Raw genomic sequence first — 25,016 nt, forward strand, 5'->3', positions numbered from 1 at the left:
GGCATAGCTTGTGAAGTCATGCAGGCGGGCCAGCTGCCAGGTTCTCGAATCTGCGCCGCGCTTGATGCGCACCATCGCCATGGCCAGCGGTTCGTCCGACAACACCGCGTAGTCGCCCGCGGCGGCGCCACGCGGCCGGTACAACCCGAGGGACTGCGGATCGCAAGGCTGCGACAGCAGCGCACACAGACGGGCACGCCATTCGGGGTCGACGGACTCCGGCTTCCTGACCACGTCGAACGGCTGCGCAGCGGGTGCGGCAAAGACCTGGCCGGCCAGCAGCAGGGCGAGCATCGGAGCAACGGTGCAAAGGGCTGGCAGTGGCTTTTTCATGGACGGGAATGGTAGCCAGACTGCCTGGAAGAAGCTGCTACCAAATGACCCATGAGGGAGGGCCTCGATGCTGTAGCCTTCGCTGCGGGGCCGCCTCGGCCTCTCGAACGGAGCGAAGATGGCTGACAAGATCCTGGTGTTCTATGGCTCGTATCGATCGGACCGCATGGGCATTCGCCTGGCGGACTACCTGGTGGCCGGCCTCAACGCGCGCGGCGCCGAGGCCGAACTGATCGACGCCCAGGCCGTCGGCCTGCCGATGCTCGACCGCATGTACAAGGAGTACCCCCAGGGTACCGCGCCCGCGGCGATGGAAGCGCTGGCGCAGAAGATACGCGGCGCCGACGCCTTCGTCTTCGTGACCGGCGAATACAACTGGGGGCCGCAGCCCGGGCTGAAGAACCTGACCGACCATTTCCTGGAAGAATGGTTCTGGCGACCGGCGGCTGTGGCCAGCTACTCTGCCGGTCGGTTCTCGGGTGTGCGCTCGGGCAGTATCTGGCACAGCATCCTGTCGGAGATGGGCATGGTGGTCATCTCCAGCGCATTGGCGGTCGGCCCGATCTCGCAGACGCTGGATGCCGACGGCAACCCGACCGGCGGCGCCGGCGAGGCGCTGCAGAAAGCCTTCCCGCGCTTTGCCGACGACCTGGCCTGGTGGACCGAAGCCGCGCGCGAACAGCGCACGCGCAAGGCGCCGCCGTACTGACGCGCGCAACGCAAGCACGCACAAAGTGCAATGAAAAAGGGCCCGAAGGCCCTTGGACGATTTGCAGGTGCGCGGCGCTCAGTGCAGCGGCACGCCAGTCTTGCCCTGCACCTCTTCGCGGCTCACGCCCGGGGCGGTCTCGACCAGCTTCAGGCCTTCGGGGGTCACGTCCATCACGGCCAGGTCGGTGATGATGCGGTTGACCACGCCCAGGCCGGTCAGTGGCAGCGTGCAGGCGGGCAGCAGCTTCATGTCCGTGCTGCCGTCCTTCTTGGTCGCCACGTGCTCCATCAGCACGATGACGCGGCCGACGCCGGCCACCAGGTCCATCGCGCCGCCCATGCCCTTGACCATCTTGCCGGGGATCATCCAGTTGGCCAGGTCGCCCTTTTCGCTGACCTGCATTGCGCCGAGGATGGCCAAGTTGATCTTGCCGCCGCGGATCATGCCGAAGCTGTCCGCGCTGGAAAAGATCGACGAGCCGGGCAGCGTGGTGACGGTCTGCTTGCCGGCATTGATCATGTCGGCGTCCACCTCCTCCTCGGTCGGGAAGGGGCCGATGCCCAGCAGGCCGTTTTCGCTCTGCAGCCAGACCTCCATGCCGCCGGGCACGTGGTTGGCGACGAGCGTCGGCAGGCCGATGCCCAGGTTCACGTAGAAGCCGTCCTGCAGTTCCTGTGCAGCGCGGGCGGCCATTTCATCGCGGGTCCATGCCATGGTGTGTGTCTCCTTCAGCTCAGGCCGACTTGCGGACCGTGCGTTGTTCAATGCGTTTTTCCGGCGTCGCGTTCAGCACGATGCGGTGCACGAAGATGCCGGGCAGGTGGACCTGGTCCGGGTCGATCTCGCCGGTCTCGACGATCTTCTCGACCTCGACGATGGTGATCTTGCCGGCCATCGCGACGTTGGGATTGAAGTTGCGCGCGGTGCGGCGGAACTGCAGGTTGCCGCTCTTGTCGGCCACGTAGGCCTTGACCAGCGACACGTCCGGTGCGAGCGAGCGCTCCATCACGTAGGTGTGACCGTCGAACTCGCGCAGCTCCTTGCCTTCAGCGACGATGGTGCCGACGCCGGTCTTGGTGAAAAACGCCGGGATGCCGGCGCCGCCAGCGCGCAGCTTTTCGGCCAGCGTACCCTGCGGCGTGAATTCGAGCTGCAGCTCGCCGGCCAGGTACTGGCGCTCGAACTCCTTGTTCTCGCCCACGTAGCTGGAGATCATCTTCTTGATCTGGCGCGTGCTGAGCAGCTTGCCGAGGCCGAAGCCATCGACACCGGCGTTGTTCGAGATGACGGTGAGGTTCTGCTTGCCGCTGGCCTGCAGCGCGTCGATCAGCGCCTCGGGAATACCGCAGAGGCCGAAGCCTCCGACGGCGAGCAGTTGGTCGTCCTGGACGACGCCTTCCAGCGCAGCAGCTGCGCTCGGGTAAATCTTGTTCATGGGTTTGCCTCCGGGCTTGTTCGGATGTGCAAGAAGGGTACTACGTAACATATTACGTAGTCCACTAGGTAGATTTGACTAAGGCCATGACCTCAGACGCTCCCCGCAAACCCTCGCCACCGCTCGCCAAACCACTGGACATGGCCCAATTGCAGCGCCTTTGCAGCGAGATCTTCGCGCCGTGGGTGCAGGCACTGGACCTGCAGGTGCGCAGGCTGGAAGGCAGCGAACTGACGCTGGCCCTGTCCGTCACGCCGCCGCACGTGCATGCCGGCGGCGTGCTCTGCGGCCAGACGCTGATGGCAGCGGCCGACAGCGCGATGGTGCTGGCCATCTCGGCCCAGTTCGGCGGCTTCCAGCCCATGACCACGGTGCAGCTCCAGACCAGCTTCCTGCGCCCGGTACCGGGCGATGCCGGCGAGGTGCAGGTGCTGGCCCGGGTGCTGAAGCTTGGCCGGCAATTGGTGTTCGGGGAGATCGAATGCCGGCTGCCATCTGGGACACTCGCGGCCCACGCCACCACCACTTACGCGCTGTTGTGAGCTTTCGTACCTGACATGATCGACCTGGATTACCGCATTGCCTTCGACCTGGCCCCGATCGGCATGGTGCTGTCCCGCAACCGGCTGGTGGTGGACTGCAACCAGCACGCGCTGGCCATGTTCTACGCCGAGGGTGCGCAGCTGATCGGCCAGTCCTTCGAGGTGATGTACCCCAGCACCGCCGAATACCAGCGCACCGGCGACCGCATCATCGCCAGCCTCGGCGAAGACGGGCGCTACGCCGATGACCGCGTGATGAAGCGCATGAGCGGCGAGCTGTTCTGGTGCCACGTGTCCGGCCGCGCGCTGGATTCAGCCGACCCTCATGCCGCCGGCATCTGGACCTTCGAGGACCTGTCGGCCCGCCGCGTGCTGAAGGTCGACTTCACCGGCCGCGAACGCGAGATCGCCGCGCTGCTGATCGAAGGCGACACCAGCAAGCAGATCGGCAAGAAGCTCGCCATCAGTCCACGCACGGTCGACGTCTACCGCGCCCGCCTGATGCGCAAGATGAACGCCAGCACGACGCCCGAGCTGGTGCATCGCTTGCTTGCGGTATGAATCTTCCGCCGCACCCCACAGCCGTCGTGATCACCTCCCAGCCCCTGCCCTCGCCCTCGTCCGTTTCGCCCTCCCATCTTCATCACGGTCACGCTCGCTCGCCGCATTGCCGCAACTGCCAGCAGGACCTGACCCCGCTGCCCGATGCCGACTACTGCCCGCGCTGCGGCCAGGAGACGGTGCTGCATCCGCCCAGCTTCACCGAATTCGTGCACGAGTTCATCACCCACTACGTGGCGCTGGAAGGCGCGCTGTGGCGCACGCTGCGCATGCTGCTCACGCAGCCCGGCCAACTGACGCGCGAGTATTTCCATGGCAAACGCCGGCACTTTGTGCTGCCGCTGCGGCTGTACCTGACTGCGAGCTTCATCTTCTTCCTGGTGCTCAAGCTCACTGGCGACGGGCCCCATGTCAATGTCGGCCCCAATGCCGTGCGACTGCACAAGCCAGCGGCTGCTGCCTCTGCAGCCAGCACAGCATCGACAACCGCCGATCCGGCATCGGACGATGCGAAGGAGTCGGACGATGCGAATGAAGACGACGGCGTGGTGGTCGCAGCCATTGACGAGTCTGACCTGGCGCAACAGCGCCGCTGCCTGAGCGAGCCTGCCTCCTGCGGCTGGCTGGACCGGCTGGTGGCGAACATGACCTTGCGCGCCGGCAAGGCCAAGCCGGCAGCGATGACGCACCAGTTCACCGCGATGGCGCCATACGCCATCTTCCTGATGCTGCCGTTCTTCGCCACGCTGATGAAGCTCGCCTATGTGGGGCGCCGCCGGACCTACGGCGAACACTTCGTGTTCAGCCTGCACGTGCACAGCTTCTGGTTCGTGGCACTGCTGGCTGAACAGTTGCTGCCCGCGTTCATCGCCTGGCTGCCGGTACTCGCCATCCCGGCCTACGGTTACCTGGCCATGCGCAAGGTCTACGACGGCCACAGGCTCACAACCCTGTGGCGGGCGCTGCTCGTATCGGCGGCGTATGGGCTGCTGCTGGCCGTGGTCGCAGGCGGATTGGGCCTGTGGGTCCTGATCGCGGGCTGAGCCGGCCCGGTCAGCGACTTCAGGCGATCAGCGCACGCAGCCAGTCCGGCAGAGGGGCCGATTTGCCCGACGGGAAGTCGACCCACACCGTGGTCGCCCCACCTTCGGCGCAGACCACGCCGGGCTCGTCAACGCGTTCCAGCGTGATGAAGGTGTCGAAGCTGCTGCGGCCGGGGTTGGCCACGTAGTGCCGGGCCAGCACCTCGCCGGGATATTCCAACTGGCGCAGGAAGTTGCAGAAGGCGTTGACGATGACGGGGCCCTGCCCGCTCGGATCCGGCTTGCCGCCCACCGCGTGCAGCCACTCGACGCGCACGGTTTCCAGGTAGCGGAAATACATCGCGTTGTTGACGTGGCCCATCAGGTCCATGTCGCCCCAGCGGATGGGGATGCGCATCTCGCAGGTCAGCTTTTTCTCGGCCGGCAACTCGAATCGCATGCGCTTACCCTCACGCTGGATGGATCAATGGCCCAAGGCTTCGCGCAACTCCGCCACCACCCGCTTCAGCTCTGCCAACTCGCTGCCCTGGCGCACCACCTCGGCCTGCAGCGCTTCCCAGTCGGACCAGCCCGGCCCCGTCTGCCCGCCGTTGCCACCAGAGGCAGCACCCGATGCGCCGGCCAAGGACGCTGGCGGCTCGCCGCACAGCAAGTGCGCCCAGCGTGCCTCGCGTTCACCGGGAGAACGCGCCAGCTTGCGCACCCGTGCGGGCTGTTTGGTCGCCAGTTCGTCGAGAAAGGCCTCGACCGAGGACACGTCCGCGAAGCGGTGCAGCCGCTCGCTGTTCAGGCGCAGCTCGGCAGCGGTCTGCGGGCCGCGCAGCATCAGCGTGGCCAGCAATGCCGCCGACTGGGTGGGCACGCCGAGGCCACGCGGCATGTTGTGGTCGAAGCGCACCACGCGGCTGCCGCTGACTTCCGAGATCAGGTGCTTGCGCTTGAGCTCGTCCAGCGCTTCCAGCAGGTCGCTCTCGCCAACCTCCATCACCGGCGCGCGTGCCGTCTTCTGGTTGCAGCCGGACTGCAGCGCGTTGAGCGAGAGCGGGTAGCTGTCCGGCACCGTGTGCTGCTTCTCGACCAGCACTGCAAGCACGCGGGCCTGCAGCAAGGTCATGACCGGCACGACCACCCCCGGCGATGCCTGGACTTCTTCTTCGCTCATCGGTGCGTCAGACGCCAAAACCGTCGTCGGCCTGAATCACCGCACCGTTGATGAAATGGCTCTCGCTGGCGCACAGCATCATCAGCGTGGCGTCCAGGTCCTGCGGCTGGCCCACTCGCTTGCGCGGCAGCATGGCCATCAGCTTTTTGCCGCCTTCGGTTTCCCAGTGGTGGTGGTTGATCTCGGTGTCGATGTAGCCGGGGCAGATGGCGTTGACATTGATGCCATAGCGGCCCCACTCCAGCGCCTGCGCGCGGGTCATGTGGATCACTGCGGCCTTGCTCATGCCGTACAGCCCGATCTGGCCCAGCGCGCGCAGCCCGGCCATCGAAGCGATGTTGACGATGCGCCCGCCAATGAAGGTGCCCGGCGCCGCGCCGCGCGAGCGGGCAATCATGCGTTTGGCCACTTCCTGGGCAACGAAAAACGCGCCCTTGGTGTTGGTGTCCATCACGTAGTCGTAATCTTCCGGCGTGACGTCGGTGAGCTTCTGCGTGGTGCTCACGCCGGAGTTGTTGACCAGGATGTCCAGCGTGCCGGTTTCGGTCTCGGCGTGGGCCACGGCGGACTTGATGCTGGCGTGGTCGGTCACATCCAGCTTGACCACGTGGGCATCGCCGCCAACACTTTCGATCTCGGCGCGCAAGGTCTTCAGCCGTTCGACGCGACGGCCAGCCAGCACCACGGCGGCGCCGGCCTTGGCGAGGGTCTTGGCAAACTGGGCGCCGAGCCCGCTCGAGGCGCCGGTCACCAGGGCCACGCGGCCCGAGAGGTCAATGTTGTAGCTCATGGATCAAACCATAGCACGTGCCTCGCGGGCTTGGCAGGCAGCGACGCGCGGGTATTTACGCTGGCGCAGTCCACCGGGTTTCCAGGGGCACAGGTCGCCATGGCGACACAAAAGCACGATCGTGCTTTTTTTGGGCGCGAGCCGCTAGAATTGCCTCAAGCACGAGCCTGCGGCCGGCCCACGGCACGCGGCACGCGGAGACAAACCCAATCAAACGCAGAAAGAGACCCATGACCCCGAGCGAGTTGCTGGCCCAGTACGGTCCCCGTGAATCCATGGCGTACGACGTGGTCATCGTCGGCGGCGGCCCTGCTGGCCTGTCGACCGCGATCCGCCTGAAGCAACTCGCCGCCGAGAAGGGCCGCGAGGTCAATGTGGTGTTGCTGGAAAAAGGGTCGGAGCCGGGCGCGCACATCCTCTCCGGCGCAGTGATGGACCCGGTCGCGATCACCGAGCTGTTCCCCGACTGGAAGGCGCGCGGCGCGCCACTGAACCAGCCGGTGACGGCCGACGAAGTGCTGTTCCTCTCCGAGACCGGCGCCAGGAAGACGCCCGGCGGCCTGGTGCCGGAGTGCTTTCACAACGAAGGCAACTACGTCATCAGCTTGGGCGCCGTGACCAAGTGGCTGGCCGAGCAGGCGGAAGCGCTCGGCGTCGAAATCTTTCCTGGCTTTGCCGCGGCCGAAGTGCTGTACGACGAGCAGAACCGCGTGAAGGGCGTGGCCACCGGCAACCTGGGCGTAGGCAAGGACGGCGAACCGAACGAGAGCTTCCAGCTTGGCATGGAGCTGCATGGCAAGTACACGATCTTCGCCGAGGGCTCGCGTGGCCACCTGGGCAAGCAGCTGATCGTCAAGTACCAACTCGACGCCGGCAAGGACCCGCAGAGCTACGCGATCGGCGTCAAGGAACTGTGGGAAGTACCGGCCGCGCAGGCCAAGCCCGGCCTGGTGGTGCACACCGCCGGCTGGCCGATGGACCACGAAACCTACGGCGGCGGCTTCCTCTACCACCTCGAAGGCAACAAGGTCACGCTGGGTTTCGTCGTCGGGCTGGACTACAAGAACCCGTGGCTGAGCCCGTTCGAGGAAATGCAGCGCTGGAAGACCCACCCTGCGATCCGCCAGCACATCGAAGGCGGCAAGCGCCTGGGCTACGGCGCGCGCGCCATCACGGCAGGCGGCATCCTGAGCCTGCCCAAGCTGGTGTTCCCCGGCGGCGCGCTGGTCGGCTGCGAAGCGGGCACGCTGAACGCGGCCCGCATCAAGGGCAGCCATGCCGCGATCAAGACCGGCATGCTGGCAGCCGAAGCCGCATTCGACGCGCTCGGCGCCGAGCGCGCGCAGGACGAACTGAGTGCCTACCCCGCCGCCTTCGAGCAGAGCTGGTTGAAAACCGAGCTGATGCGCTCGAAGAACTTCAAGCAGTGGTTCAAGAAGGGCAACACCGTCGGCACGCTGATGACCGGCATCGAGCAGTGGCTGCTGCCCAAGCTGGGCGTTCAGAGTCCGCCGTGGACCCTCCACCGCACCGCGCCGGACCATGTCTATCTGCGCCCGGCCAACGAGTCGACCAGGATCGACTACCCCAAGGCCGATGGCAAGCTGACCTTCGACCGCCTCTCGTCGGTCTTCATCAGCAACACCAACCACGAAGAGAACCAGCCGGCCCACCTGACGCTGAAGGACAACGCGGTGCCGGTGCAGGTCAACCTGGCCAAGTTCGCCGGCCCCGAGAGCCGCTACTGCCCGGCGGGCGTGTACGAGTTCGTCGAAGAGGCCGGCACGCAGCGCCTGCAGATCAACGCGCAGAACTGCGTGCACTGCAAGACCTGCGACATCAAGGACCCCACGCAGAACATCGTCTGGGTCACGCCCGAAGGCGGCGGCGGGCCGAACTACGCAGGCATGTGAAAACGCGGCCCGCCCGGGCTCAAACGGGAGGCCGCATGCCGGGCACCTGCGCCAGGTAGGCGGCCAACGCAGCAACGGCATGCCGCACCTTGGCCGGCTGCGCATCGCGCTGCGGCGTCAGCGCCCAGACGTCCAGCGAGCCGGCCTGCCAATCCTGCAGCAGGTGGCGCAGACGGCCGGCATCCAGGGCTTCCTGCACGTCCACCATGCCCAGCATCGCCGGGCCCAGGCCAGCCTCGCACATCTGCTGGATCGAGAGCTGGTTGTTGCTCGCGATGCGCGGCTGGATGCGCAAGGTCTGCCGCTCGCCCGCCGGGCCTTGGAAGCTGAACATCAAAGCTCCGCTGGCCCGGACAAATCCCACCCAGGCATGGCCCAGCAAGGCTTCCGGCGAGCTTGGTTCGCCATGCTGCGCCAGCCAGGCCGGCGATGCGCACAGGCACCAGTCGAAACTGCCCAGCCGCCGCGCCGCCCAAGGCATGTCCGGCACGTTGCCAAAGCGCACCGCCAGGTCCACCCGCGCCTCGATCAGGTCCACCGGTGAATCGTCCACCAGCAACTGCAGGCTCAGCGCCGGGTGAGCGGCCAGCAGTTCACCCAGTGCCGGGGCAATGTGGCGCGCAAAGCCCACGGTTGCCGCAATGCGCAGCTCGCCACTGGGGGCCTCGCGTGCGCTGCGCAGCTCCGCCCGCGCCAGGTCGGCCTGCACCACCATCGCAGCGCAGGCCATGTGCAGGCGCTCGCCGGCATCGGTCAGCGTGAGCTTGCGGGTGGAGCGGTGCAGCAAGGTCACGCCGCCCTCTCTCTCCAGAACGCGCACCTGCTGGCTCACCGCCGAAGGGCTCATGCCCAGGGCCCGCCCCGCCGCGCTCATCGAGCGGTGCCGAACCACCGCGGCAAACACGGCCAGCCGCCGCAAATCATCCATCGTGAAGCTCCACTTCAAACTGATAGCAATTTTGCCCCGCTACCGCGCTGTTCGTGAAGCAGACAAACTACTCTCCATTGCAATCCAACCGGAGTTTCTTCATGCGCATCGCCCTGATCGGCGCCACCGGCTTTGTCGGCACGCCCGCCCTGACCGAACTGCTGCAACGCGGCCACCAGGTGACGGTGCTGGCGCGCCATCCCGAGAAGCTGCCCGCTCAACCGAACCTGACCGTCGTGAAGGCCGACGCGCTGGTGGCAGACCAGGTCGCCGCCGCGGTGCGCGGCCATGACGCGGTGCTCAGCGCCTACAACCCCGGCTGGACCAACCCCGACATCCACGACGAATTCCTGCGCGGCTACGACGCGCAGGTCGCCGGTGTGAAGCAGTCCGGCGTGAAGCGTTTCGTGATGGTGGGTGGCGCCGGCAGCCTGTTCGTCGCCCCTGGCGTGCAACTGGTGGACACGCCAACCTTCCCGGCCGAATACAAAGCCGCCGCATCCGCCGCCCGTGAAGCGCTGAACCGCCTGCGCGGCGAAGATTCGCTGGAATGGACCTTCCTGTCCCCGCCCATCCTGCTGCAACCCGGCGAGCGCAGCGGCAACTACCGACTGGGCAGCGAGCAGCCGCTGATGGACGGCGACCAGCCCGGCCACATCTCGGTGGCTGACCTGGCCGTGGCGCTGGTGGACGAGCTGGAGAACCCGCGCCACGTGCGGGCGCGCTTCACGGTCGCCAGCTGAGCGCTGCAGCGCGGCAGTTCTGCCGGGCGGCTGCGCAACAATGCGCAGCATGCAACTTCCACGCTGGCTGCTCGCGGGGCTGCACCTGCCCACCTACGGCTTGAACGGCATTTCGGTGTCGCTGGGCCTGGCGCTGGTGCAACTGGTGGTCTGGCCGCTGGGCGGCGCATCGGCGGCGTTTGTCGCTGCCTCTGGCGCCATCTACGCCAGCCTGGCCGACACGCCGCTGGCGCCGGACCGCACACGCTACCGGGTATTCACCGCCGCTTTGGTCGGCACCGGCTGCAGCGCGCTGGTGCTGGCGGTCGCCGCGCATCCCGTTTTGCTGGCGCTGACGATCGCCTTGATCGCCGCCGCCTCCTGCATGGCGCTGGCCTGGGGACCGCGCGCTGGTGCGGTGTCCTTCGTCGGCATCCTGGCGCTGGTCTTCAGCCTCGCGTTGCCGCCTGGCATGGGCTTGCCGGCGCTGGCCCAACACACTGGCTGGACGCTGCTGGGCGCGCTGGTCTACCTGGCCTGGGCCAGCCTTGCCTCGCGCCTGCTGCAGCCGCGGCTGCGCACGCTGGCGCTGGCCGGCTCGCTCGAAACCCTGGCCGCGCTGCTGCAGTCCCGCAGCCGGCTGCTGGGCCCGGCCGAGCCAGGCGCGCTGCCCGCCCAGTCGCCGTTGCAGGAATGGCTGGCCCACCAGGCCGTGCTGGACGAGCGCCTGCAAGCCGCCCGCGACCTGCTGTTTCCCGCGCTGGACAAGCCCGGCGTGCCGGCCCAGACCCAGGCGCTGCTGCAGGTCATCGAATTGCGCGACACCTTGCTGGTCAGCGAGCTGGACCTGGAAAGCCTGGACCTCGGCCCGCACGCGGCCGCACGCGCGCTGGCGCTGCGGGAAACGCTGTGCGGCACGATGGAGCAGATTGCACTGCAGCTCGCCCGCGTGGCGCTGGCGCTGCAGTTCGGCGAGCCGGTGGTCGAAACCCGCGGCACGGTGGCCGATCTGCGCGGCCAGCTGCAGGTCCAGCAAAAGATCGCACTGGACGACGGCGTGTCACCCGCCCAGCAGGAACTGGTGAACGCGCTGGTGATGCGCGGCGAGCACATGCTCAACGACCTGGCGCGACTGCAGGCGGCACTCGCCGCACCGCAGCCCGGCCAGCCGCCACTTCCGGTACCAGACCGCGACGAGCTGCAGCTGTTCGTCAGCGCCGAGGGCTGGCCGCTGGCCGCGCTGAAGTCCCAGCTGCACTTGGCCTCGCCGGTGCTGCGACATGCGCTGCGCTGCGCCGTGGCGCTGACCTGCGCCTACGTGCTGGCGCTGTGGCTGCCGTGGGCCTCGCACCCGCACTGGCTGGTGCTCAGCGTGGCCGTGGTGCTGCGCGGTAACCTGGAGCAAACGCTGGTGCGGCGCGACGCGCGCATGGCCGGGACGCTGATCGGCTGCCTGGTCGTGATGCTGCTGGCAGCGCTGCATGTCACGGCGCTGTCAGGCCTGCTCTTCCTGCTCGCCGCCGGCGTGGCGCATGCCTTCGTCAACCGCCGCTACCTGGTGACCGCCATCGCAGCCACGGTGATGGCCTTGCTGCAGGCCCATCTGGCGCAGCCGGAAGCCGGTTTCGGCGTGGCCGAGCGGCTGGCCGACACAGTGCTGGGCGCTCTGCTGGCCTGGGGCTTCAGCTTCGTGCTGCCGTGGTGGGAGCATCGCAGCCTGGCGCTGCAGACCGGTCGGGTGCGCCTGGGTCTCGCCAGGCTGGCCGAACAGGTGCTGCGCTGGCCGCTGCCACCGCAACCCGAGCTGCCGCTGAAACTGGCCCGGCGCGAGGTCTATGACAGCATTGGCGCGCTGGCCGGCATGGCGCAGCGCACCGGCGTCGAACCCCGTGCCGTGCGCCTGCCCATCCACACGCTGGCCTCGCTGCTGGTGCAAAGCCATGTGCTGCTGGCCCAGTTGGCCGCGCTGCGACGCCTGCTGATCTACCGCCACGCGCAAATGGACCAGGCTGCAACGGAAGCCGCGTTGGCCCGCTGCGCCGCCCACCTCGGTCCCCTGCTGACCGTCACGGCCGGCCTGTTGCCAGGCGACCCCCCTCGTCAGTCGGCCAACCCGCCGGTGCCGACGGCGCCACCCTGGTCACCCCTCGCCGCCGATGGCGATGGCGAAAGCGCGCATCTGATGCGTTGGCTGCAGCGCCGGCTGGACCTGATCGAGCTGGCCGCACAGCGGCTCGCCGCCGCTGCCGAAGTGCTGAAAGCCGTCGCGATGCCGGCTCCGCGAGCCAGCCTCCCCGCCACGCCGACAAAATCCGCCGATCCCGGCCCTTGAAAACTGCGGCCGCGGCGGCAGATTCAGCGCATGGATGCCAATGCCACCCCTTCGCTGATCATGCTGCCCACCCGCCTGAAGCCGCTGGCCGCGCTGGCCATGCTGCTGGAGCGACTGGATCGCCAACCCCGTCAGGCCAGTGCCGAGCAATACCAGCGCCTGGTGCGGGAGCTGGGCCAGTTGCTGGCCAACACCCCCATGGACGACGCGCTGGAAAACCTGCTGCAGGCCTTCCCGGCGCTGTCGGAAATCTATGAAAACCAGCACTACGAGCAGGCCGGCCTGTGCCGCTCGCCGCTGGAACGCTCGCTCAACACCGAACTGGCCGCCACCGCGCTGTTGAAGGGCCTGCGCGACACCCGGCGCCACTGACCCTCCCCGTGCAGCGCTGGCCTGCTGCACCGCAGCGCGCGCCGGTTGGGTACAGTCGCAGCCCAACACATCGCCGGGAGGAACCCATGAAGCCGCAACTGCAACGTCCCACCTCTGCCTTCATCGGCGCCTCGTGGCTCGCACTGGTGGTTGGCGCAGCCACCTACCTGATCGGCCTGTGGAACGCCAACATGCAGCTCAACGAAAAGGGCTACTACCTGACGTTGCTGATGTACGGCCTGTTCGCCGCCGTTTCGCTGCAGAAGTCAGTGCGCGACCGCCTCGAAGGCACGCCAGTCACCGGCATGTACTTCTCCCTTTGCTGGATCTCGCTGGCCGCCTCGCTCACGCTGCTCGCAGTCGGCCTCTGGAACGCCCAACTCGCCGCCAGCGAAAAAGGCTTCTACGCGATGGGCTTCGTGCTCAGCTTGTTTGCCGCGGTGGCGGTGCAGAAGAATGTGCGGGATGTGGCAATGAGCGGGGACAGGCCAGCGGCCCAGGACACCAGGCCCACCGCCTGAACCATCAGCCTTCCGGGACTGCCTTCACATCACTGTGATCCTTCAGCCCCACCCCCGTCAGCTGCAGGCGCCTGGCCGCCTGCGCCAGCCACCACAGCTTTCTCGCTGCCTCGGCATGCGAAAGCCCCTCCGGCCGCACGTTCGACAGGCAGTTGCGTTCGGCATCGCTGCGTCCGACTCTGGGGGCGTGGGTCAGGTAGACGCCCAGGCTGTCGGGTGAGCTGAGGCCGGGGCGCTCACCAATCAGCATCGCGACCTGCGCGGCGGCCAGGCGTTCGCCGATCTCGTCGCCCAGCGCCACACGGGCTTGCGTGGCCAGCACTGGCGGGCCGAGGCGCCAGCCCTCGGGTTTCGTCGCCAGCAGCGCTGCCAGCATGGGCACGGCCTGGCGTTCGACGGCGGCGGCGGAAAGGCCGTCGCCGACGATCAGCAGCAGGTCACAGCCGGTGAATGTTTGTTGCGACAGCAAGGCGCGGCTGTCGTCGCTCAGGCGGCGGCCGAGATCGGGTCGCAGCAGGTAGGTGGACCGGTCCGGCGCGGCGCTGCGCAACTGCAGCGTGGGCTCACCAAACAAGTCGGCCAGTTGCGCGGCCAGCGCGTCGGCCTGCAGCGGCAGGTGCACCGCGTCCCGCGCTTGCGCATGCGCGGCCGAGAAGGCCAGCAGTTCCTTGGTGGGCATGCTGCGCCCGCTGCGGCCCAGGCCGATGCGCGCCGGGGTCTGGCTGCGCAGCACGGCCCACGGGTCCGCGGTGATCAGGGGCTTGTCGGTCACAGATGCACCCTCCATTTCGTGGGTCCCTCCATGAGGGAAGAAGCGCCCCCTTCGGGCGGCCGTGCGGGAGCGCTCATGGCGTCATCCAAAGTGCTGCAGCAAAGGGTGGCTCGAAGTGACCGGCAGCAGTTGGCCAGCCTCTCCGGTCACGCCCATGCGCTGCAGCCAGGCTTCGAACTCGGGCGCGCGCTGCAGGCCCAGCAGTTCGCGCAGCACCAGGCCGTCGTGGAACGAGGTGCTCTGGTAGTTCAGCATCACGTCGTCGGCCCCGGGCACGCCGATCAGGAAGGTCACGCCTGCCGCGCCGAGCAGCGTCATCAGCGTGTCCATGTCGTCCGAGTCGGCCTCGGCATGGTTGGTGTAGCAGACGTCGCAGCCGATGGGCAGGCCCAGCAACTTGCCGCAGAAGTGGTCTTCCAGGCCGGCGCGGATGATCTGCTTGCCGTCGAACAAATACTCCGGGCCGATGAAGCCGACCACGGTGTTGCAGATCATCGGGTCGAAGGCACGCGCCACGCCGTGAGCACGGGCCTCGCAGGTCTGCTGGTCCACGCCGTGGTGGGCATTGGCCGAGAGCGCCGACCCCTGACCGGTCTCGAAGTACATGACGTTGTCGCCCAGCGTGCCGCGCTTGAGGCTCAAGGCCGCTTCGCGCGCCTCGCGCAGCACCGCGAGGTCGATGCCGAAGCTGCGGTTCGCGGCCTCGGTGCCGGCGACCGACTGGAAGACCAGGTCCACCGGCGCACCGCGTTCGATGGCCTGGATCTGGTTCGTGACGTGCGTCAGCACGCAGGCTTGCGTTGGAATCTCGAAACGCTGGATGGCTTCGTCGACTGCATGCATCAGGCCCGTCAGCGGACCGATGCCGTCGCCCGCGGGGTTGATGCCGATGACCGCGTCGCCCACGCCGTAAAGCAACCCGTCCAGCATCGAGATCGCGATGCCGCGCGGGTCGTCCGTCGGGTGGTTGGGCTGCAGCCGCATCGCCAGCCGGCCCGGCAGGCCCAGCGTGTTGCGAAAGCGCGTGATGACGCGGCACTTGCGCGCCACCAGCATCAGGTCCTGGTTGCGCATCAGCTTGCTGACGGCCGCGGCCATCTCGGGCGTGATGCCGCGGCGCACGCGGGCCAGCGCCGCTTCATCGGCCTGCTCGCCGAGCAGCCAGTCGCGGAAGTCGCCCACGGTGAGGTGGGCGATCTCGGCGAAGGCCGTGGCGTCGTGCGTATCGATGATCAGCCGCGTGACCTCGTCGGCCTCATAGGGCACGACCACCTCGCTCAGGAAGGTGTTCAGCGGCAGCTCGGCCAGCGCCAGCCGCGCGGCCATGCGCTCTGCGGCGGTGCCGGCCGCGAGGCCGGCCAGCACGTCGCCCGAGCGCAGCGGCGTGGCCTTCGCGAGCAAGGTTTTCAGGTCGGCAAACCGCCAGACCTGGCCACCCAGGGTGTGTGCATACGGCATGCGTGCAGTGTGCTTGAGGAAACGTCGATCAGGAACCGGCGACCACCGCGCTCGACAGCGCCGCAGCGGCGGTACGCTGGCCCACCGTCAGGCGGAAGTAAACGTACGCCAGCGCCATCACGCCCAGGAACACGCCGCTGATCAGTGCGTTGAACCAGATCATCGTGACCAGGCAGCCGACCGCCAGTACCAGCGCCACCGCTGGCAGCACCGGATAGGCGATCGCCGGGAACGGCCGCTCCAGGTTCGGCTCCTTCTTGCGCAGCGCGAACAGGCTCACCATCGAGATGATGTACATGACGATCGCGCCCAGCACCGACATCGTGACGATGTTGGCCGTCAGCGTCTGGCCACCGAACTTGATCAGCTCGTCACTGAAGATCGCGGCGATGCCGATCACACCGCCCGCCAGCACGGCGCGCCAAGGCGTGCCGAAGCTCGGGTGCACGGCAGCCAGCCAGCCCGGCAGGTAGCCCTCGCGCGCCAGCGCAAAGATCTGCCGCGAGTAGCCGAGGATGATGCCGTGGAACGAGGCCACGAGGCCGAACAGCCCGATCCACACCAGCATGTGCAGCCAGCCGCTGTTTTCGCCAACGATCATCTTCATCGCCTGCGGCAGCGGGTCGTTGATGTTGGACAGCTTGGACCAGTCGCCCGCACCACCGGCAAACACCATCACGCCCAGCGCCAGCACCAGCAGCGTCAGGATGCCGGCGATGTAGGCAATGGGAATCGTGCGCGTGGGCTCCTTCGCCTCTTCGGCCGCCATCGCCACGCCTTCGATCGCCAGGAAAAACCAGATCGCAAACGGAATGGCCGCGAACATGCCCGAGATCGCCGCGGGCGAGAAGGTGTCGCTGCCGGCCCAGCCCTTGGCCGTGAAGTTGGCCACCGAGAAGCCCGGTGCGACCACGCCCATGAAGACCAGCAGCTCGACGATGGCCAGCACGGTGACGAACAGTTCGAAGGTCGCCGCCGTCTTCACGCCGACGATGTTCAGCGTCATGAAGATCACGTACGCGCCAACGGCCATCAGCTTCGGACTGACCTCGGGGAACTGCACGTTCAGGTAGGCGCCAATCGCCAGCGCGATGGCTGGGGGCGCGAAGACGAACTCCACCAGCGTCGCAAAGCCGGCGATGAAGCCACCGGTCGGGCCCAGCGCGCGGGCCGCGTAGGCGAACGGGCCGCCCGCGTGCGGGATCGCGGTGCTCAGCTCGGTGAAGCTGAAGATGAAGCTGGTGTACATCGCTGCCACGACCAAGGTCGTGATCAGGAAGCCCAGCGTGCCGGCGCTGGCCCAGCCGTAGCTCCAGCCGAAGTATTCGCCCGAGATGACGAGGCCGACGGCCAGGCCCCAGAGGTGCCAGGCGTTCAGGGTGGGTTTCAGATGTCCGGGGGTGCTCATGGGAACCTCCTGGTGATGAGTTGTGGGTCTGCGTTGTAGGTTCAACGGGGCTAGGGTCGGTCGCCATCTTCGGCAGTGCGGCACCGGCTGGCTATCGGAAATCGGCAAGTTCAAGGATCGCCGTCACCGGCCTGTCTCAGGTGGCACATGGATTGCAAACACCCAGCCGTCGCCGTACCTTGCGTGCACCCAGCGGACCACGGAACCATGGCCCAGCCCTTCCCCGCACCGTCATCCTCAACAAGTCCCCTCCCGCCCGGCCTGTACCTGCGCCAGACGGGGGACGCCGACGAACAGGCCGCGCTGCTGCAGGACTGGCAGCAGGACTATGCGCAGCTCTCGGCCGGCCCTTTCGAAGGCCGGGTGCGCGAGCTGTGGCTGGGCGACCTGCACCTGTTTGTGGAAGACACCAGCCGCCGGCTGCTGCAGCGTGGTGCGCTTCCAGCAGGACAACTGGCGCTGGGCGTGCCGCTGTCGCTGGGCCAGGGCGCGGTGAGCTTCTGCGGCAACACCGATTGGCAAGGCCAGGCCCGCGCCGAACGCTTCTGCAGCTTCTCCGGCCCGGCCGGCTTCGAATTCGTCACGCCCGAGGGCCTGTGCATGGCCGGGTTTTCGCTGCCGCGGCAAAGCCTGCAGGCCTTGGCCAGCCCGGCGCAGCAACTGGCCATCGAGCGCCTGTTGACCCGCGCCGGCCTGCACGCAGCGCAGCCCCAGCAACTGCAAGCCTTGCGCGAGCAGGTCACCACCGTGCTGGCCATGGCCCAGGCCCAGCCGGACCTGCTGGCCTGGGCCGACGCCGCGAGCCAGTTGCGCGAAGAACTGCTGAGCCATTTGCTGGCGCTGCTCCCGGCGGATGGCGGTGCCCCCGCAGTGCTTTCGCCCGCTCGCGCCGGCACCCTGGTCGCCCGCGCGCAGGCCTGGCTGCGCCAAGCCGCCTGCGCCAGCCTGGCCGACGAGCCGCCCAGCGTCGCGACCTTGTGCGGAGCGCTGGGCGTGAGCCGGCGCACGCTGCAAAGCGCCTTCCAGCAGACCACCGGCCTGGCACCGGCCGCCTTCCTGCGCACCGTGCGGCTCACCGCCGCGCGGCGTGCATTGCGCGAGGCCCGCTCTGTTGCAGAGGCGGCCACCTCGCAAGGCTTCTGGCACCTCGGCCAGTTCTCGCAGGACTACCGCGAACTGTTCGGCGAGTTGCCCTCGGCCACCTGGAAGCGCTGGCAACAGCCCGGCGGCAGCGCGCTGCACTGACGTCTGTCCAAAGATGCGCCGGACCTTCATGAATTTATTGAAATGAGAGTGATTCGCATTACAATCGTTTCAACCTCTGGAAGCACCTGCTGAAACGGCCCTGATCCGGGTTGTTCCGCAACCTGCCGCAGGCAGCGCTGCCACCGCGCAGCGCCCGCTTCCAGCCTGGCACCGCCAGCCTTGCGCCAGCACCTGCCGCCTCCTTCATTTCTGGAACGCAAGTGATCCGCAAGACGCCGTTGGCACTCGCCATGGGCCTGGCTGGGGCCGTTGCCCCGATGCTGCCTTTGATCGCATGGGCGCAAGCCGCCTCACCCGCCGCCGCCGCGCTTGACGCATCGCTGCCGCTGGTGACCGTCACCGCCACGCGCACCGAGCGTGCGGTCGACAACGTGCCGGCCACCGTCACGGTGCTGCCGGCCAAGCGCATCGAACAAAGCGGCGCGCGCGACATCAAGGACCTGCTCAACGACGAGCTGGACCTCACCGTGCGCCAGCAGGCCACGCGCTTCAATGCCTCCGGCGGCACCGCGCGCGCCGGCAACGAAGGCGTGAACATCCGCGGCCTCGAAGGCAACCAGGTGATGATGCTGGTCGACGGCGTGCGCACCCCCGCCGGCTTCACGTTCGGCCCCATCGGCACCGGCCGTGGCGACTTCCTGGTGCTGGACACCGCGCAAAGCGTCGAAGTGCTGCGCGGCCCGGCGTCCACCCAATATGGCAGCGACGGCCTGGCCGGCGTGGTCAGCCTTCGCACGCTGGATCCGGCCGACCTGCTGAAGAAAGGCCAGACCTTCGGCGGCTTTGCCCGCGCCGGCTACAACGCTGTCGACGACTCCTATGCCGCCACGCTGGGCCTGGCCGGCCGCGAAGGTCTCGATGGGCGGTGGCAAGGCCTGCTGCTTCTGACCACCCGCCGCGGCCACGAGACCGACAACCAGGGCAGCGTGGACACCCAGGACGGCACCCGCACGACGCCCAACCCCGTCAGCTACCGCGCCCCGGCGGTGCTGGCCAAGGTCGCCTATGCGCTGGCGCCTGAACACGAGCTGGGCCTGACGTTCGAAAGCCAACAGCGCAAGCAGGACACCGAGGTCTACAGCGCCCGCGGCGACGTCACCTCGCGCGGCACCACGACCACCACCACCGACCTGGACGCGCACGACAAGCTGGACCGCCAGCGCGCCTCGCTGGAACACCGCTTCGACGACGAGGCCGGCAGCTGGCTGCAGCGCGCCCGCAGCCAGGTCTACTGGCAGGACGCCACGACCCACCAACTCACGCTGGCCGAACGCACGCTGACCACCGCCGGCGTGTCGACCGACTCGCCGCAGAGCCGCGACTACGACTACCAGCAGAAGCTGCTCGGCTTCTCGACCCAGCTCGAAAGCACCGTTGCCACGCCCGCGCTGGGTGCAAACGCCCGCCAGCGCTTCAGCTACGGCCTGGACTGGAGCCAGGCCAAGGTCACCGGCGAATTCACCGGCATCACCCCGCCCAAGCTCTTCCCCGACACCACCTACACGTTGGCTGGCGCCTTCGTGCAGGACGAGATCGAAGCCGGCCCCATCAGCATCATCCCCGGCCTGCGTTTCGACTCGTACAAGCTCTCGGCCAGCCAGAGCGGCTACACCGGCACGGCGGTCTCGCTGTCGGACCAGGCCGCCACGCCGCGCCTGGGCGCCATCTGGCGCGCCGACGACGCGTTTGCGCCCTACGTCAACTGGGCCCGCGGCTTCCGCGCGCCCACCCCCGACCAGGTCAACAGCAGCTTCGCCAACCCGGCGCAGTTCTACAGCAGCATCGGCAACCCGGACCTGAAGGCCGAGCGCGCCAACAGCGTAGAGCTGGGCCTGCGCGGCCGCGTGCGTGGCGCCTTCGGCCAACTGCGCTACCAGGTGCTGCACTACGACAACCGCTACGACGACTTCATCAGCCAGCAGGTCGTCAGCGGCACCGGCGCGCCGACCGATCCGCTGGTCTTCCAGTACATCAACCTGAGCAAGGCCCGCATCCTCGGCAGCGAAGCGCGCGCCGAGTGGCAGCGCGGCGGCTGGGTGCTGAACGGTGGCGTGGCCATCTCGCATGGCCGCAGCGAGGCGGGTGGCGTGAAGACCCCGCTGGACACCGTGGAGCCTGCCCGCAGCACGCTGGGCCTGCGCTACGAAGCAGCGGACTGGTCGCTGCGCGCCAGCGCGCTGCACGTGCAGGGCGAGGCCAGGAGCGAAGTCTCCAGCGCCACCTACTACGCGCCCACCGGCTACACCACGCTGGACCTGGGCGGCAGCTGGAAGCCGTTGCCGGCCCTCACGCTGCAGGCCAATGTCAGCAACCTGTTCGACCGCCACTACACGCGCTGGTCCGACGTGCGCGGCCTGGCCGACAGCAGCACCGTGAAAGACGCCTACACCGCGCCTGGCCGCAGCGTGCAGGTTGCCGCGCGCTACGACTTCTGAAGACCTTGCCGGAGCCCAAGATGAGCCTTTCGCCCGCCACCACCACCACCACCATCACCCCGTCGCTTGCAGCACTGCGCATCGCGTTCGCCGAGGGCCGCCGCGCCGCGCGCTCGCGCCACCGCGACCTTGCCGAGGCGCTGGGCGTGTCCGAAGGCGAGCTGATCGCCGCGCATGCCGGCGCTTTCCCGGCCGGCCAGTCGCCGTTGCAGGCCACGCCGCTGCGGGCGGAATGGCCAGCGCTGATCGGCGCGCTGGCCCCGGCCGGCGTGCTGATGGCGCTCACGCGCAACGCCTCCTGCGTGCACGAGAAGACCGGTGTCTACGCGCCGGCCAGCGCCAGCGGACCGGCCGGTGGCGAGATGGGGCTGGTGCTGGGCCGCGAGATCGACCTGCGCATCTTCTACAGCCGCTGGGTCCACGGCTTCGCGGTGGCCGAGCAGCTGGCCGACGGCAGCGTCCAGCGCAGCCTGCAGTTCTTCGACGCGCAAGGCGGCGCGGTGCACAAGGTCTTCACCCGCACAGGCACCGACCTGACGGCCTGGCAGGCGGTCATCGACCGCTTCGCCTCGCCGGCAGCTGCGGCCGAACCGGCCGGCATCCAGGCCCGGCCCGCTGCTGCGCCGGCCGAGGCCAAGCCCGATGCCGATGTGGACCTGGCGGCTTTCCAGGCCGAGTGGCTGGCACTGAAGGACACCCACGAGTTCTTTGGCCTGCTGCGCCGCCACGGACTGGCACGCACGCAGGCCTTGCGGCTCGCGCCTGCCGGCCATGCGCTGCCGCTGCCGGCCGGCAGCGCGCATGCCCTGCTGCAGCAGGCGGTGGCGCAATCGGTGGCCATCATGGTCTTCGTCGGCAATGCCGGCGTGATCCAGATCCACAGCGGGCCGGTGCAGCGCGTGGAACGCATGGGGCCGTGGCTCAACGTCCTGGACGCCGGCTTCAACCTGCACCTGCGCGAGGACCACATTGCCGGTGCCTGGCTGGTCAAGAAACCGACCACCGACGGCCCGGTGCACTCGGTCGAGTTCTTCGACGCCGCCGGCGAAACCATCGCGATGATGTTCGGCGAGCGCAAGCCCGGCCAGCCCGAGCGGCCCGACTGGCGCACGCTGGCCGAATCCCTCGCGGCGGAGGGCGAAACATGCGCAGCCTGATGCCTTCGCGCCGGGATGCGCTGGCGCAGCTGCTGGCTGGTGCATCGGCGCTCGGCTTGCCGGCCTGGGCACAGGCTGCACCAAGCCAGCCGCGCATCGTCGCGGCCGGCGGGGCGGTCACCGAAATGGTCTACGCCCTGGGCGCCGAGCAGCTGCTGGCCGCCGTGGACATGACCTCGCTGTACCCCGAAGCCGCGCGCAAGCTGCCCAGCGTCGGCTACATGCGCACGCTGTCGGCCGAAGGCGTGCTGGCGATGGCGCCCACGGTGCTGCTCGCGACCGAAGACGCCGGCCCGCCGGCCGTGCTGCGGCAGATCGCTGCGGCCGGCGTGCAGCTCGCGGTGCTGCCGGCGCACAACCGTTTCGACGGCATGCTGGACCGGCTGGTCCGCGTTGGCGAGCTGGTGCAGAAGCAGGCCCAAGCCGCCGCGCTGGCCGCCAGGCTGCGCGAAGACTGGCGCGCCAGCGAGGCGCAGGTCGCCGGCCACCTGGCGCAGCGCCAGCAGCAGCTGGGCCGGCCGCTGCGCGCGCTGTTCGTGCTGTCTCATTCGGTGAGCCAGGTGATGGTGGCCGGCGGTGAAACCGCGGCGCAGGCCATGCTGGTCTACGGCGGCGCGGTCAACGCGATCCAGGGCTTCAACGGCTACAAGCCGCTGACGCCGGAAGCGGCGATTGCCGCGCAGCCGGACCTGATCCTCGCCACCACGCAAGGCATGGAGGCCGCTGGCGGCGTGCCCGGCCTGCTGCGCCTGCCAGGCCTGGCCGAAACGCCGGCCGGCCGCGCCAAACGCGTGGTCGCGCTCGAAGCGCAGTTCCTGCTCGGCTTCGGCCCGCGCCTGCCGCAGGCCGTGCGCCAGCTGGACACCGCGTTCACCGAAGCCCTGGCCGGCAAGACCGCGGCATGACGCTCAGCGTGCTGCGCCGCGGCCCCGCCCCTCGCCCGCCAGCGGCTGCGAGTGCCACGCTGTTCGCGTGGCCGCTGCTGGCGACACTGGCCGCACTGTTGGCGGCCACGCTGCTCGCCGCCCAGTTCGGCCCGGTTGCCATCAGCGCGGCCGACTGGACCGCACCGTGGCGCGCCACGAACGACGACGGCGGCGCCCACGCGATGAGCGGCAGCGCACATGTGCTGTGGCAGATCCGCCTGCCGCGCGTGATCTTCGCGCTGCTGGTCGGCGCTGCTTTGGCCCTGGCCGGATCGCTGACGCAGGCGCTGTTCCGCAACCCGCTGGCCGACCCCGGCCTGCTGGGCGTGACCACCGGCGCCGCCTGCGCCGCAGCGCTCACGCTGGTCATCTTCGCCAGCGCCGCCGCGCCGCTGCCGTCCGCATGGCGGCCGTGGGTGCTGCCAGCGGCGGCCTTCTGCGGCGCGCTGCTGGTCTGCTTCGCGCTGGACCGGCTGGCGCGCTGGCTCACGCCCGGCGCCATCGCCGGCCTGCTGCTGACCGGCCTGGCGATCAACGCGGTGACCGCCGCGGTGATCGGCCTGGCCACCTACCTCGCCACCGACGAGCAACTGCGCAGCCTGTCGTTCTGGACCCTGGGCTCGCTGGCCGGCGCCGGCTGGCCGCTGGTGGCGACCATGGCCGTGCTGCTCGCCGTGCTGGTGCCATTCGCGCGCCGGCTGGCGCGGCCGCTCAACGCGCTGGCGCTGGGCGAAGCGGCGGCCAGCCACGTCGGCATCGCGGTGCCGCGGCTGCGCGGCTGGGTCGTGCTGCTGGTCGCGCTGAGCTGCGGCGCGGCGGTCGCCTGGTGCGGCGTGATCGGCTTCCTCGGCCTGCTGGCACCGCACCTGGCGCGCGCCTGCGTCGGCGCGGACCTGCGCCGCCAGCTGCCGTTCTCGATGCTGCTGGGCGGCGCGCTGCTGCTGCTGGGCGACACGCTGGCGCGCACGCTGGCGGCGCCGGCCGAGATCCCGGTCGGCATCTTCACCGCACTGATCGGCGGCCCGGCCTTCCTGCTGATGCTGCGCGCCGCGGTGCGCCAGCAAGGCGGCAGCGTTTGAAGGCGCGCGACATGACGACCGACTGGGCCGAGCGCCTGCCGACCGATTTCGCCTTCGCCGAATGCCGCGAAGCCTGGGGCATCGCCGACCTGCCGCAGTCCGCCGCGGCACCCGGCAGCGCCCTGCTCGCGCTGCGCCAGGTGCAACTGCGCCAGCCTGGCCGCAGCGGTGCCAGCATCGGCCCGTTCGACCTCGCGCTGCAGGCCGGCGAGCACATCGCCATCCTCGGTCCCAGCGGCGCCGGCAAAAGCACGCTGCTGAAGCTGATGGCCGGCGAGCGGGCGCCGCAGCAAGGCGAGTTGCGCTTCGACGGGCGCACGCTGGCCGGCTGGCCGCCCGCCGCGCTGGCCCGCCGCCGCGCGGTCCTGCCGCAGTCGCATGCGGTGGCCTTCAGCCTGCCGGTGGCGCTGGTGGTGGGCCTGGGCCGCGTGGCGCTGGACCACGACCCCGCGCTGGCCACCATCACCGCCCAAGCGCTGGCGCTGGCGCAGGCCGGCCACCTGGCCACGCGCCGCTTCGACACCCTCTCCGGCGGCGAGCAGGCGCGCGTGCAGCTGGCGCGTGTCTTCGCCCAGCTGTGGGACACGCAGGCCGGCCTGCTGCTGGTGGACGAACCGCTGGCCTCATTGGATCCCGGGCTGCAGTTCGAACTGCTGGACGCCATGCAGGCCTTCTGCCGGGCGCGAGGCCATGCGCTGGTCGCCGTGCTGCACGACATCAACCAGGCCCTGGCCGGCTTCGAGCGCCTGTGGCTGCTGCAGCAAGGCCGTTTGATGGGCGACCTGCCGCCGAACGCCAGCGTGCTGGCGCCGCTCGAAAGCCTCTACGGCATCCAGCTGCGCTGCGTGCCGGGCGACGACGGCCGCCTGGCCGTGCTGGCGCGCCGCCGCGTCGCTTGAACCTTTCCACCGGAGCCTCGCCCATGAACTCCCCGCGCCTTCCCAGCCGCCTCCCGCTTCGGTACGAGCGCCTGCGCGACCTGGCAGCCTTGCTGCTGGTGCTCGGGGTGGCGGCCGTGGTCTGGTTCACGCTGCCGGTGTAGAGCGAAGCAGCGCCCCCACCCGCCACCCAGCCTTTGCGGCGGGCCGCCACAAGCGCCTGCCTTGCGCCGTAGAGTGGGCCCCAAGCCTTTCGCGCATCTTTTCCTGA

Annotated in this window: 24 protein-coding genes and 1 pseudogene; 15 read left to right on the plus strand and 10 right to left on the minus strand. The window is 68.9% G+C overall.

Annotated features, from left to right (window positions below; all coding sequences use genetic code 11):
• Window positions 1-294 (minus strand): annotated as a pseudogene (locus ACAH41_RS00400) (hypothetical protein); the annotation flags it as partial.
• 157 nt (window positions 295-451) lie between these two features.
• On the opposite strand from ACAH41_RS00400, the gene ACAH41_RS00405 reads away from it, so the two are divergent.
• Window positions 452-1,042 carry an NADPH-dependent FMN reductase gene (locus ACAH41_RS00405; protein WP_370538116.1) on the plus strand — a complete coding sequence of 197 codons (591 nt, stop codon included), beginning with the start codon at window positions 452-454 and terminating at the stop codon, window positions 1,040-1,042.
• A gap of 78 nt (window positions 1,043-1,120) precedes the next feature.
• On the opposite strand, the gene ACAH41_RS00410 is transcribed toward ACAH41_RS00405, so the two are convergent.
• Together ACAH41_RS00410 and ACAH41_RS00415 are read right to left on the minus strand one after the other, a co-directional pair.
• On the minus strand, window positions 1,121-1,759 hold the full coding sequence (locus ACAH41_RS00410; RefSeq protein ID WP_325650038.1) for a CoA transferase subunit B: 639 nt from the start codon (window positions 1,757-1,759) through the stop codon (window positions 1,121-1,123).
• A gap of 19 nt (window positions 1,760-1,778) precedes the next feature.
• Window positions 1,779-2,480 carry a CoA transferase subunit A gene (locus tag ACAH41_RS00415; RefSeq protein ID WP_325650039.1) on the minus strand — a complete coding sequence of 234 codons (702 nt, stop codon included), beginning with the start codon at window positions 2,478-2,480 and terminating at the stop codon, window positions 1,779-1,781.
• Between the two features lie 86 nt (window positions 2,481-2,566).
• On the opposite strand from ACAH41_RS00415, the gene ACAH41_RS00420 reads away from it, so the two are divergent.
• Genes ACAH41_RS00420 through ACAH41_RS00430 form a run of 3 tightly spaced genes read left to right on the plus strand, consistent with a single transcriptional unit; the run spans window position 2,567 to window position 4,626 of the window.
• Window positions 2,567-3,022 (plus strand): PaaI family thioesterase, encoded by a 456-nt coding sequence (locus ACAH41_RS00420; protein ID WP_325650041.1) that lies wholly within the window; start codon window positions 2,567-2,569, stop codon window positions 3,020-3,022.
• A gap of 15 nt (window positions 3,023-3,037) precedes the next feature.
• On the plus strand, window positions 3,038-3,583 hold the full coding sequence (locus tag ACAH41_RS00425) for a PAS and helix-turn-helix domain-containing protein (protein WP_325650042.1): 546 nt from the start codon (window positions 3,038-3,040) through the stop codon (window positions 3,581-3,583).
• 26 nt (window positions 3,584-3,609) lie between these two features.
• Window positions 3,610-4,626, plus strand: coding sequence for a DUF3667 domain-containing protein (locus tag ACAH41_RS00430; protein ID WP_325650043.1), 1,017 nt, complete (start codon window positions 3,610-3,612; stop codon window positions 4,624-4,626).
• Window positions 4,627-4,645: 19 nt separating this feature from the next.
• Here the strand turns inward: ACAH41_RS00430 and ACAH41_RS00435 are convergent, their stop codons facing one another.
• Genes ACAH41_RS00435 through ACAH41_RS00445 form a run of 3 tightly spaced genes read right to left on the minus strand, consistent with a single transcriptional unit; the run spans window position 4,646 to window position 6,578 of the window.
• Window positions 4,646-5,065, minus strand: coding sequence for an acyl-CoA thioesterase (locus ACAH41_RS00435; RefSeq protein ID WP_325650044.1), 420 nt, complete (start codon window positions 5,063-5,065; stop codon window positions 4,646-4,648).
• 24 nt (window positions 5,066-5,089) lie between these two features.
• The gene (locus tag ACAH41_RS00440; RefSeq protein WP_325650046.1) at window positions 5,090-5,788 is read right to left on the minus strand and encodes a YceH family protein; all 699 of its coding nucleotides are present in this window, start codon (window positions 5,786-5,788) and stop codon (window positions 5,090-5,092) included.
• Between the two features lie 7 nt (window positions 5,789-5,795).
• A complete protein-coding gene (locus ACAH41_RS00445; RefSeq protein WP_325650048.1) occupies window positions 5,796-6,578 on the minus strand; it encodes an SDR family oxidoreductase in 783 nt (260 codons plus the stop codon).
• 230 nt (window positions 6,579-6,808) lie between these two features.
• On the opposite strand from ACAH41_RS00445, the gene ACAH41_RS00450 reads away from it, so the two are divergent.
• The gene (locus tag ACAH41_RS00450) at window positions 6,809-8,491 is read left to right on the plus strand and encodes an electron transfer flavoprotein-ubiquinone oxidoreductase (RefSeq protein ID WP_325650049.1); all 1,683 of its coding nucleotides are present in this window, start codon (window positions 6,809-6,811) and stop codon (window positions 8,489-8,491) included.
• A 19-nt stretch (window positions 8,492-8,510) separates the two neighbouring features.
• Here the strand turns inward: ACAH41_RS00450 and ACAH41_RS00455 are convergent, their stop codons facing one another.
• Window positions 8,511-9,419, minus strand: coding sequence for a LysR substrate-binding domain-containing protein (locus ACAH41_RS00455; RefSeq protein ID WP_325650050.1), 909 nt, complete (start codon window positions 9,417-9,419; stop codon window positions 8,511-8,513).
• 101 nt (window positions 9,420-9,520) lie between these two features.
• Here ACAH41_RS00455 and ACAH41_RS00460 point away from each other — a divergent pair, with 101 nt between their 5' ends.
• The 4 genes from ACAH41_RS00460 (at window position 9,521) to yiaA (ending at window position 13,366) form a co-directional block, all read left to right on the plus strand.
• Window positions 9,521-10,162, plus strand: a complete 642-nt coding sequence (locus ACAH41_RS00460) for an NAD(P)-dependent oxidoreductase (RefSeq protein ID WP_325650051.1) — start codon at window positions 9,521-9,523, stop codon at window positions 10,160-10,162.
• A gap of 49 nt (window positions 10,163-10,211) precedes the next feature.
• Window positions 10,212-12,473, plus strand: a complete 2,262-nt coding sequence (locus ACAH41_RS00465) for an FUSC family protein (protein WP_325650052.1) — start codon at window positions 10,212-10,214, stop codon at window positions 12,471-12,473.
• Between the two features lie 30 nt (window positions 12,474-12,503).
• On the plus strand, window positions 12,504-12,845 hold the full coding sequence (locus ACAH41_RS00470) for a hypothetical protein (RefSeq protein WP_325650053.1): 342 nt from the start codon (window positions 12,504-12,506) through the stop codon (window positions 12,843-12,845).
• An 86-nt stretch (window positions 12,846-12,931) separates the two neighbouring features.
• Entirely contained in the window at window positions 12,932-13,366 is a 435-nt protein-coding gene (yiaA, locus tag ACAH41_RS00475; RefSeq protein WP_325650054.1) for an inner membrane protein YiaA, read from the plus strand.
• Window positions 13,367-13,370: 4 nt separating this feature from the next.
• Here yiaA and eutC read toward each other — a convergent pair whose 3' ends face one another.
• The 3 genes from eutC to eat all read right to left on the minus strand — a co-directional run bounded on the left by eutC (window position 13,371) and on the right by eat (window position 17,004).
• A complete protein-coding gene (gene eutC, locus ACAH41_RS00480; protein WP_370538117.1) occupies window positions 13,371-14,153 on the minus strand; it encodes an ethanolamine ammonia-lyase subunit EutC in 783 nt (260 codons plus the stop codon).
• 66 nt (window positions 14,154-14,219) lie between these two features.
• On the minus strand, window positions 14,220-15,596 hold the full coding sequence (locus ACAH41_RS00485) for an ethanolamine ammonia-lyase subunit EutB (protein WP_325650056.1): 1,377 nt from the start codon (window positions 15,594-15,596) through the stop codon (window positions 14,220-14,222).
• A gap of 28 nt (window positions 15,597-15,624) precedes the next feature.
• The gene (gene eat, locus ACAH41_RS00490) at window positions 15,625-17,004 is read right to left on the minus strand and encodes an ethanolamine permease (RefSeq protein WP_325650058.1); all 1,380 of its coding nucleotides are present in this window, start codon (window positions 17,002-17,004) and stop codon (window positions 15,625-15,627) included.
• Between the two features lie 207 nt (window positions 17,005-17,211).
• Between eat and ACAH41_RS00495 the strand changes: the two genes are divergently transcribed.
• The 6 genes from ACAH41_RS00495 (at window position 17,212) to ACAH41_RS00520 (ending at window position 24,766) form a co-directional block, all read left to right on the plus strand.
• Entirely contained in the window at window positions 17,212-18,249 is a 1,038-nt protein-coding gene (locus ACAH41_RS00495; protein ID WP_325650060.1) for a helix-turn-helix domain-containing protein, read from the plus strand.
• Between the two features lie 278 nt (window positions 18,250-18,527).
• Complete coding sequence (locus ACAH41_RS00500; protein ID WP_325650062.1) at window positions 18,528-20,705, plus strand: TonB-dependent hemoglobin/transferrin/lactoferrin family receptor; 2,178 nt, start codon at window positions 18,528-18,530, stop codon at window positions 20,703-20,705.
• A gap of 20 nt (window positions 20,706-20,725) precedes the next feature.
• Window positions 20,726-21,862: a ChuX/HutX family heme-like substrate-binding protein gene (locus ACAH41_RS00505; protein ID WP_325650063.1), complete on the plus strand. Its 1,137-nt coding sequence runs from the start codon at window positions 20,726-20,728 to the stop codon at window positions 21,860-21,862.
• Entirely contained in the window at window positions 21,850-22,767 is a 918-nt protein-coding gene (locus tag ACAH41_RS00510; protein WP_325650065.1) for an ABC transporter substrate-binding protein, read from the plus strand. Before ACAH41_RS00505 ends, ACAH41_RS00510 begins: the two co-directional genes overlap by 13 nt.
• Entirely contained in the window at window positions 22,764-23,867 is a 1,104-nt protein-coding gene (locus ACAH41_RS00515) for an iron ABC transporter permease (protein WP_325650067.1), read from the plus strand. Before ACAH41_RS00510 ends, ACAH41_RS00515 begins: the two co-directional genes overlap by 4 nt.
• 11 nt (window positions 23,868-23,878) lie before the next feature.
• Window positions 23,879-24,766, plus strand: coding sequence for an ATP-binding cassette domain-containing protein (locus tag ACAH41_RS00520; RefSeq protein WP_325650069.1), 888 nt, complete (start codon window positions 23,879-23,881; stop codon window positions 24,764-24,766).
• The last annotated feature ends 250 nt before the right edge of the window (window positions 24,767-25,016 follow it).

It is taken from the genome of Ideonella sp., assembly GCF_041287625.1.
Lineage (GTDB): Bacteria > Pseudomonadota > Gammaproteobacteria > Burkholderiales > Burkholderiaceae_C > Ideonella.

What these genes read in the sequence shown, in the direction of transcription:
- eat (WP_325650058.1), bottom strand. Translation starts at nt 17,004, where the DNA reads ATGAGCACCCCCGGACATCTGAAACCCACCCTGAACGCCTGGCACCTC.
- ACAH41_RS00470 (WP_325650053.1), top strand. Translation starts at nt 12,504, where the DNA reads ATGGATGCCAATGCCACCCCTTCGCTGATCATGCTGCCCACCCGCCTG.
- ACAH41_RS00405 (WP_370538116.1), top strand. Translation starts at nt 452, where the DNA reads ATGGCTGACAAGATCCTGGTGTTCTATGGCTCGTATCGATCGGACCGC.
- ACAH41_RS00425 (WP_325650042.1), top strand. Translation starts at nt 3,038, where the DNA reads ATGATCGACCTGGATTACCGCATTGCCTTCGACCTGGCCCCGATCGGC.
- ACAH41_RS00505 (WP_325650063.1), top strand. Translation starts at nt 20,726, where the DNA reads ATGAGCCTTTCGCCCGCCACCACCACCACCACCATCACCCCGTCGCTT.
- ACAH41_RS00515 (WP_325650067.1), top strand. Translation starts at nt 22,764, where the DNA reads ATGACGCTCAGCGTGCTGCGCCGCGGCCCCGCCCCTCGCCCGCCAGCG.
- ACAH41_RS00460 (WP_325650051.1), top strand. Translation starts at nt 9,521, where the DNA reads ATGCGCATCGCCCTGATCGGCGCCACCGGCTTTGTCGGCACGCCCGCC.
- eutC (WP_370538117.1), bottom strand. Translation starts at nt 14,153, where the DNA reads ATGGAGGGTGCATCTGTGACCGACAAGCCCCTGATCACCGCGGACCCG.
- ACAH41_RS00520 (WP_325650069.1), top strand. Translation starts at nt 23,879, where the DNA reads ATGACGACCGACTGGGCCGAGCGCCTGCCGACCGATTTCGCCTTCGCC.
- ACAH41_RS00440 (WP_325650046.1), bottom strand. Translation starts at nt 5,788, where the DNA reads ATGAGCGAAGAAGAAGTCCAGGCATCGCCGGGGGTGGTCGTGCCGGTC.
- ACAH41_RS00485 (WP_325650056.1), bottom strand. Translation starts at nt 15,596, where the DNA reads ATGCCGTATGCACACACCCTGGGTGGCCAGGTCTGGCGGTTTGCCGAC.
- yiaA (WP_325650054.1), top strand. Translation starts at nt 12,932, where the DNA reads ATGAAGCCGCAACTGCAACGTCCCACCTCTGCCTTCATCGGCGCCTCG.
- ACAH41_RS00410 (WP_325650038.1), bottom strand. Translation starts at nt 1,759, where the DNA reads ATGGCATGGACCCGCGATGAAATGGCCGCCCGCGCTGCACAGGAACTG.
- ACAH41_RS00465 (WP_325650052.1), top strand. Translation starts at nt 10,212, where the DNA reads ATGCAACTTCCACGCTGGCTGCTCGCGGGGCTGCACCTGCCCACCTAC.
- ACAH41_RS00435 (WP_325650044.1), bottom strand. Translation starts at nt 5,065, where the DNA reads ATGCGATTCGAGTTGCCGGCCGAGAAAAAGCTGACCTGCGAGATGCGC.
- ACAH41_RS00500 (WP_325650062.1), top strand. Translation starts at nt 18,528, where the DNA reads ATGCTGCCTTTGATCGCATGGGCGCAAGCCGCCTCACCCGCCGCCGCC.
- ACAH41_RS00450 (WP_325650049.1), top strand. Translation starts at nt 6,809, where the DNA reads ATGACCCCGAGCGAGTTGCTGGCCCAGTACGGTCCCCGTGAATCCATG.
- ACAH41_RS00495 (WP_325650060.1), top strand. Translation starts at nt 17,212, where the DNA reads ATGGCCCAGCCCTTCCCCGCACCGTCATCCTCAACAAGTCCCCTCCCG.
- ACAH41_RS00445 (WP_325650048.1), bottom strand. Translation starts at nt 6,578, where the DNA reads ATGAGCTACAACATTGACCTCTCGGGCCGCGTGGCCCTGGTGACCGGC.
- ACAH41_RS00455 (WP_325650050.1), bottom strand. Translation starts at nt 9,419, where the DNA reads ATGGATGATTTGCGGCGGCTGGCCGTGTTTGCCGCGGTGGTTCGGCAC.
- ACAH41_RS00510 (WP_325650065.1), top strand. Translation starts at nt 21,850, where the DNA reads ATGCGCAGCCTGATGCCTTCGCGCCGGGATGCGCTGGCGCAGCTGCTG.
- ACAH41_RS00420 (WP_325650041.1), top strand. Translation starts at nt 2,567, where the DNA reads ATGACCTCAGACGCTCCCCGCAAACCCTCGCCACCGCTCGCCAAACCA.
- ACAH41_RS00415 (WP_325650039.1), bottom strand. Translation starts at nt 2,480, where the DNA reads ATGAACAAGATTTACCCGAGCGCAGCTGCTGCGCTGGAAGGCGTCGTC.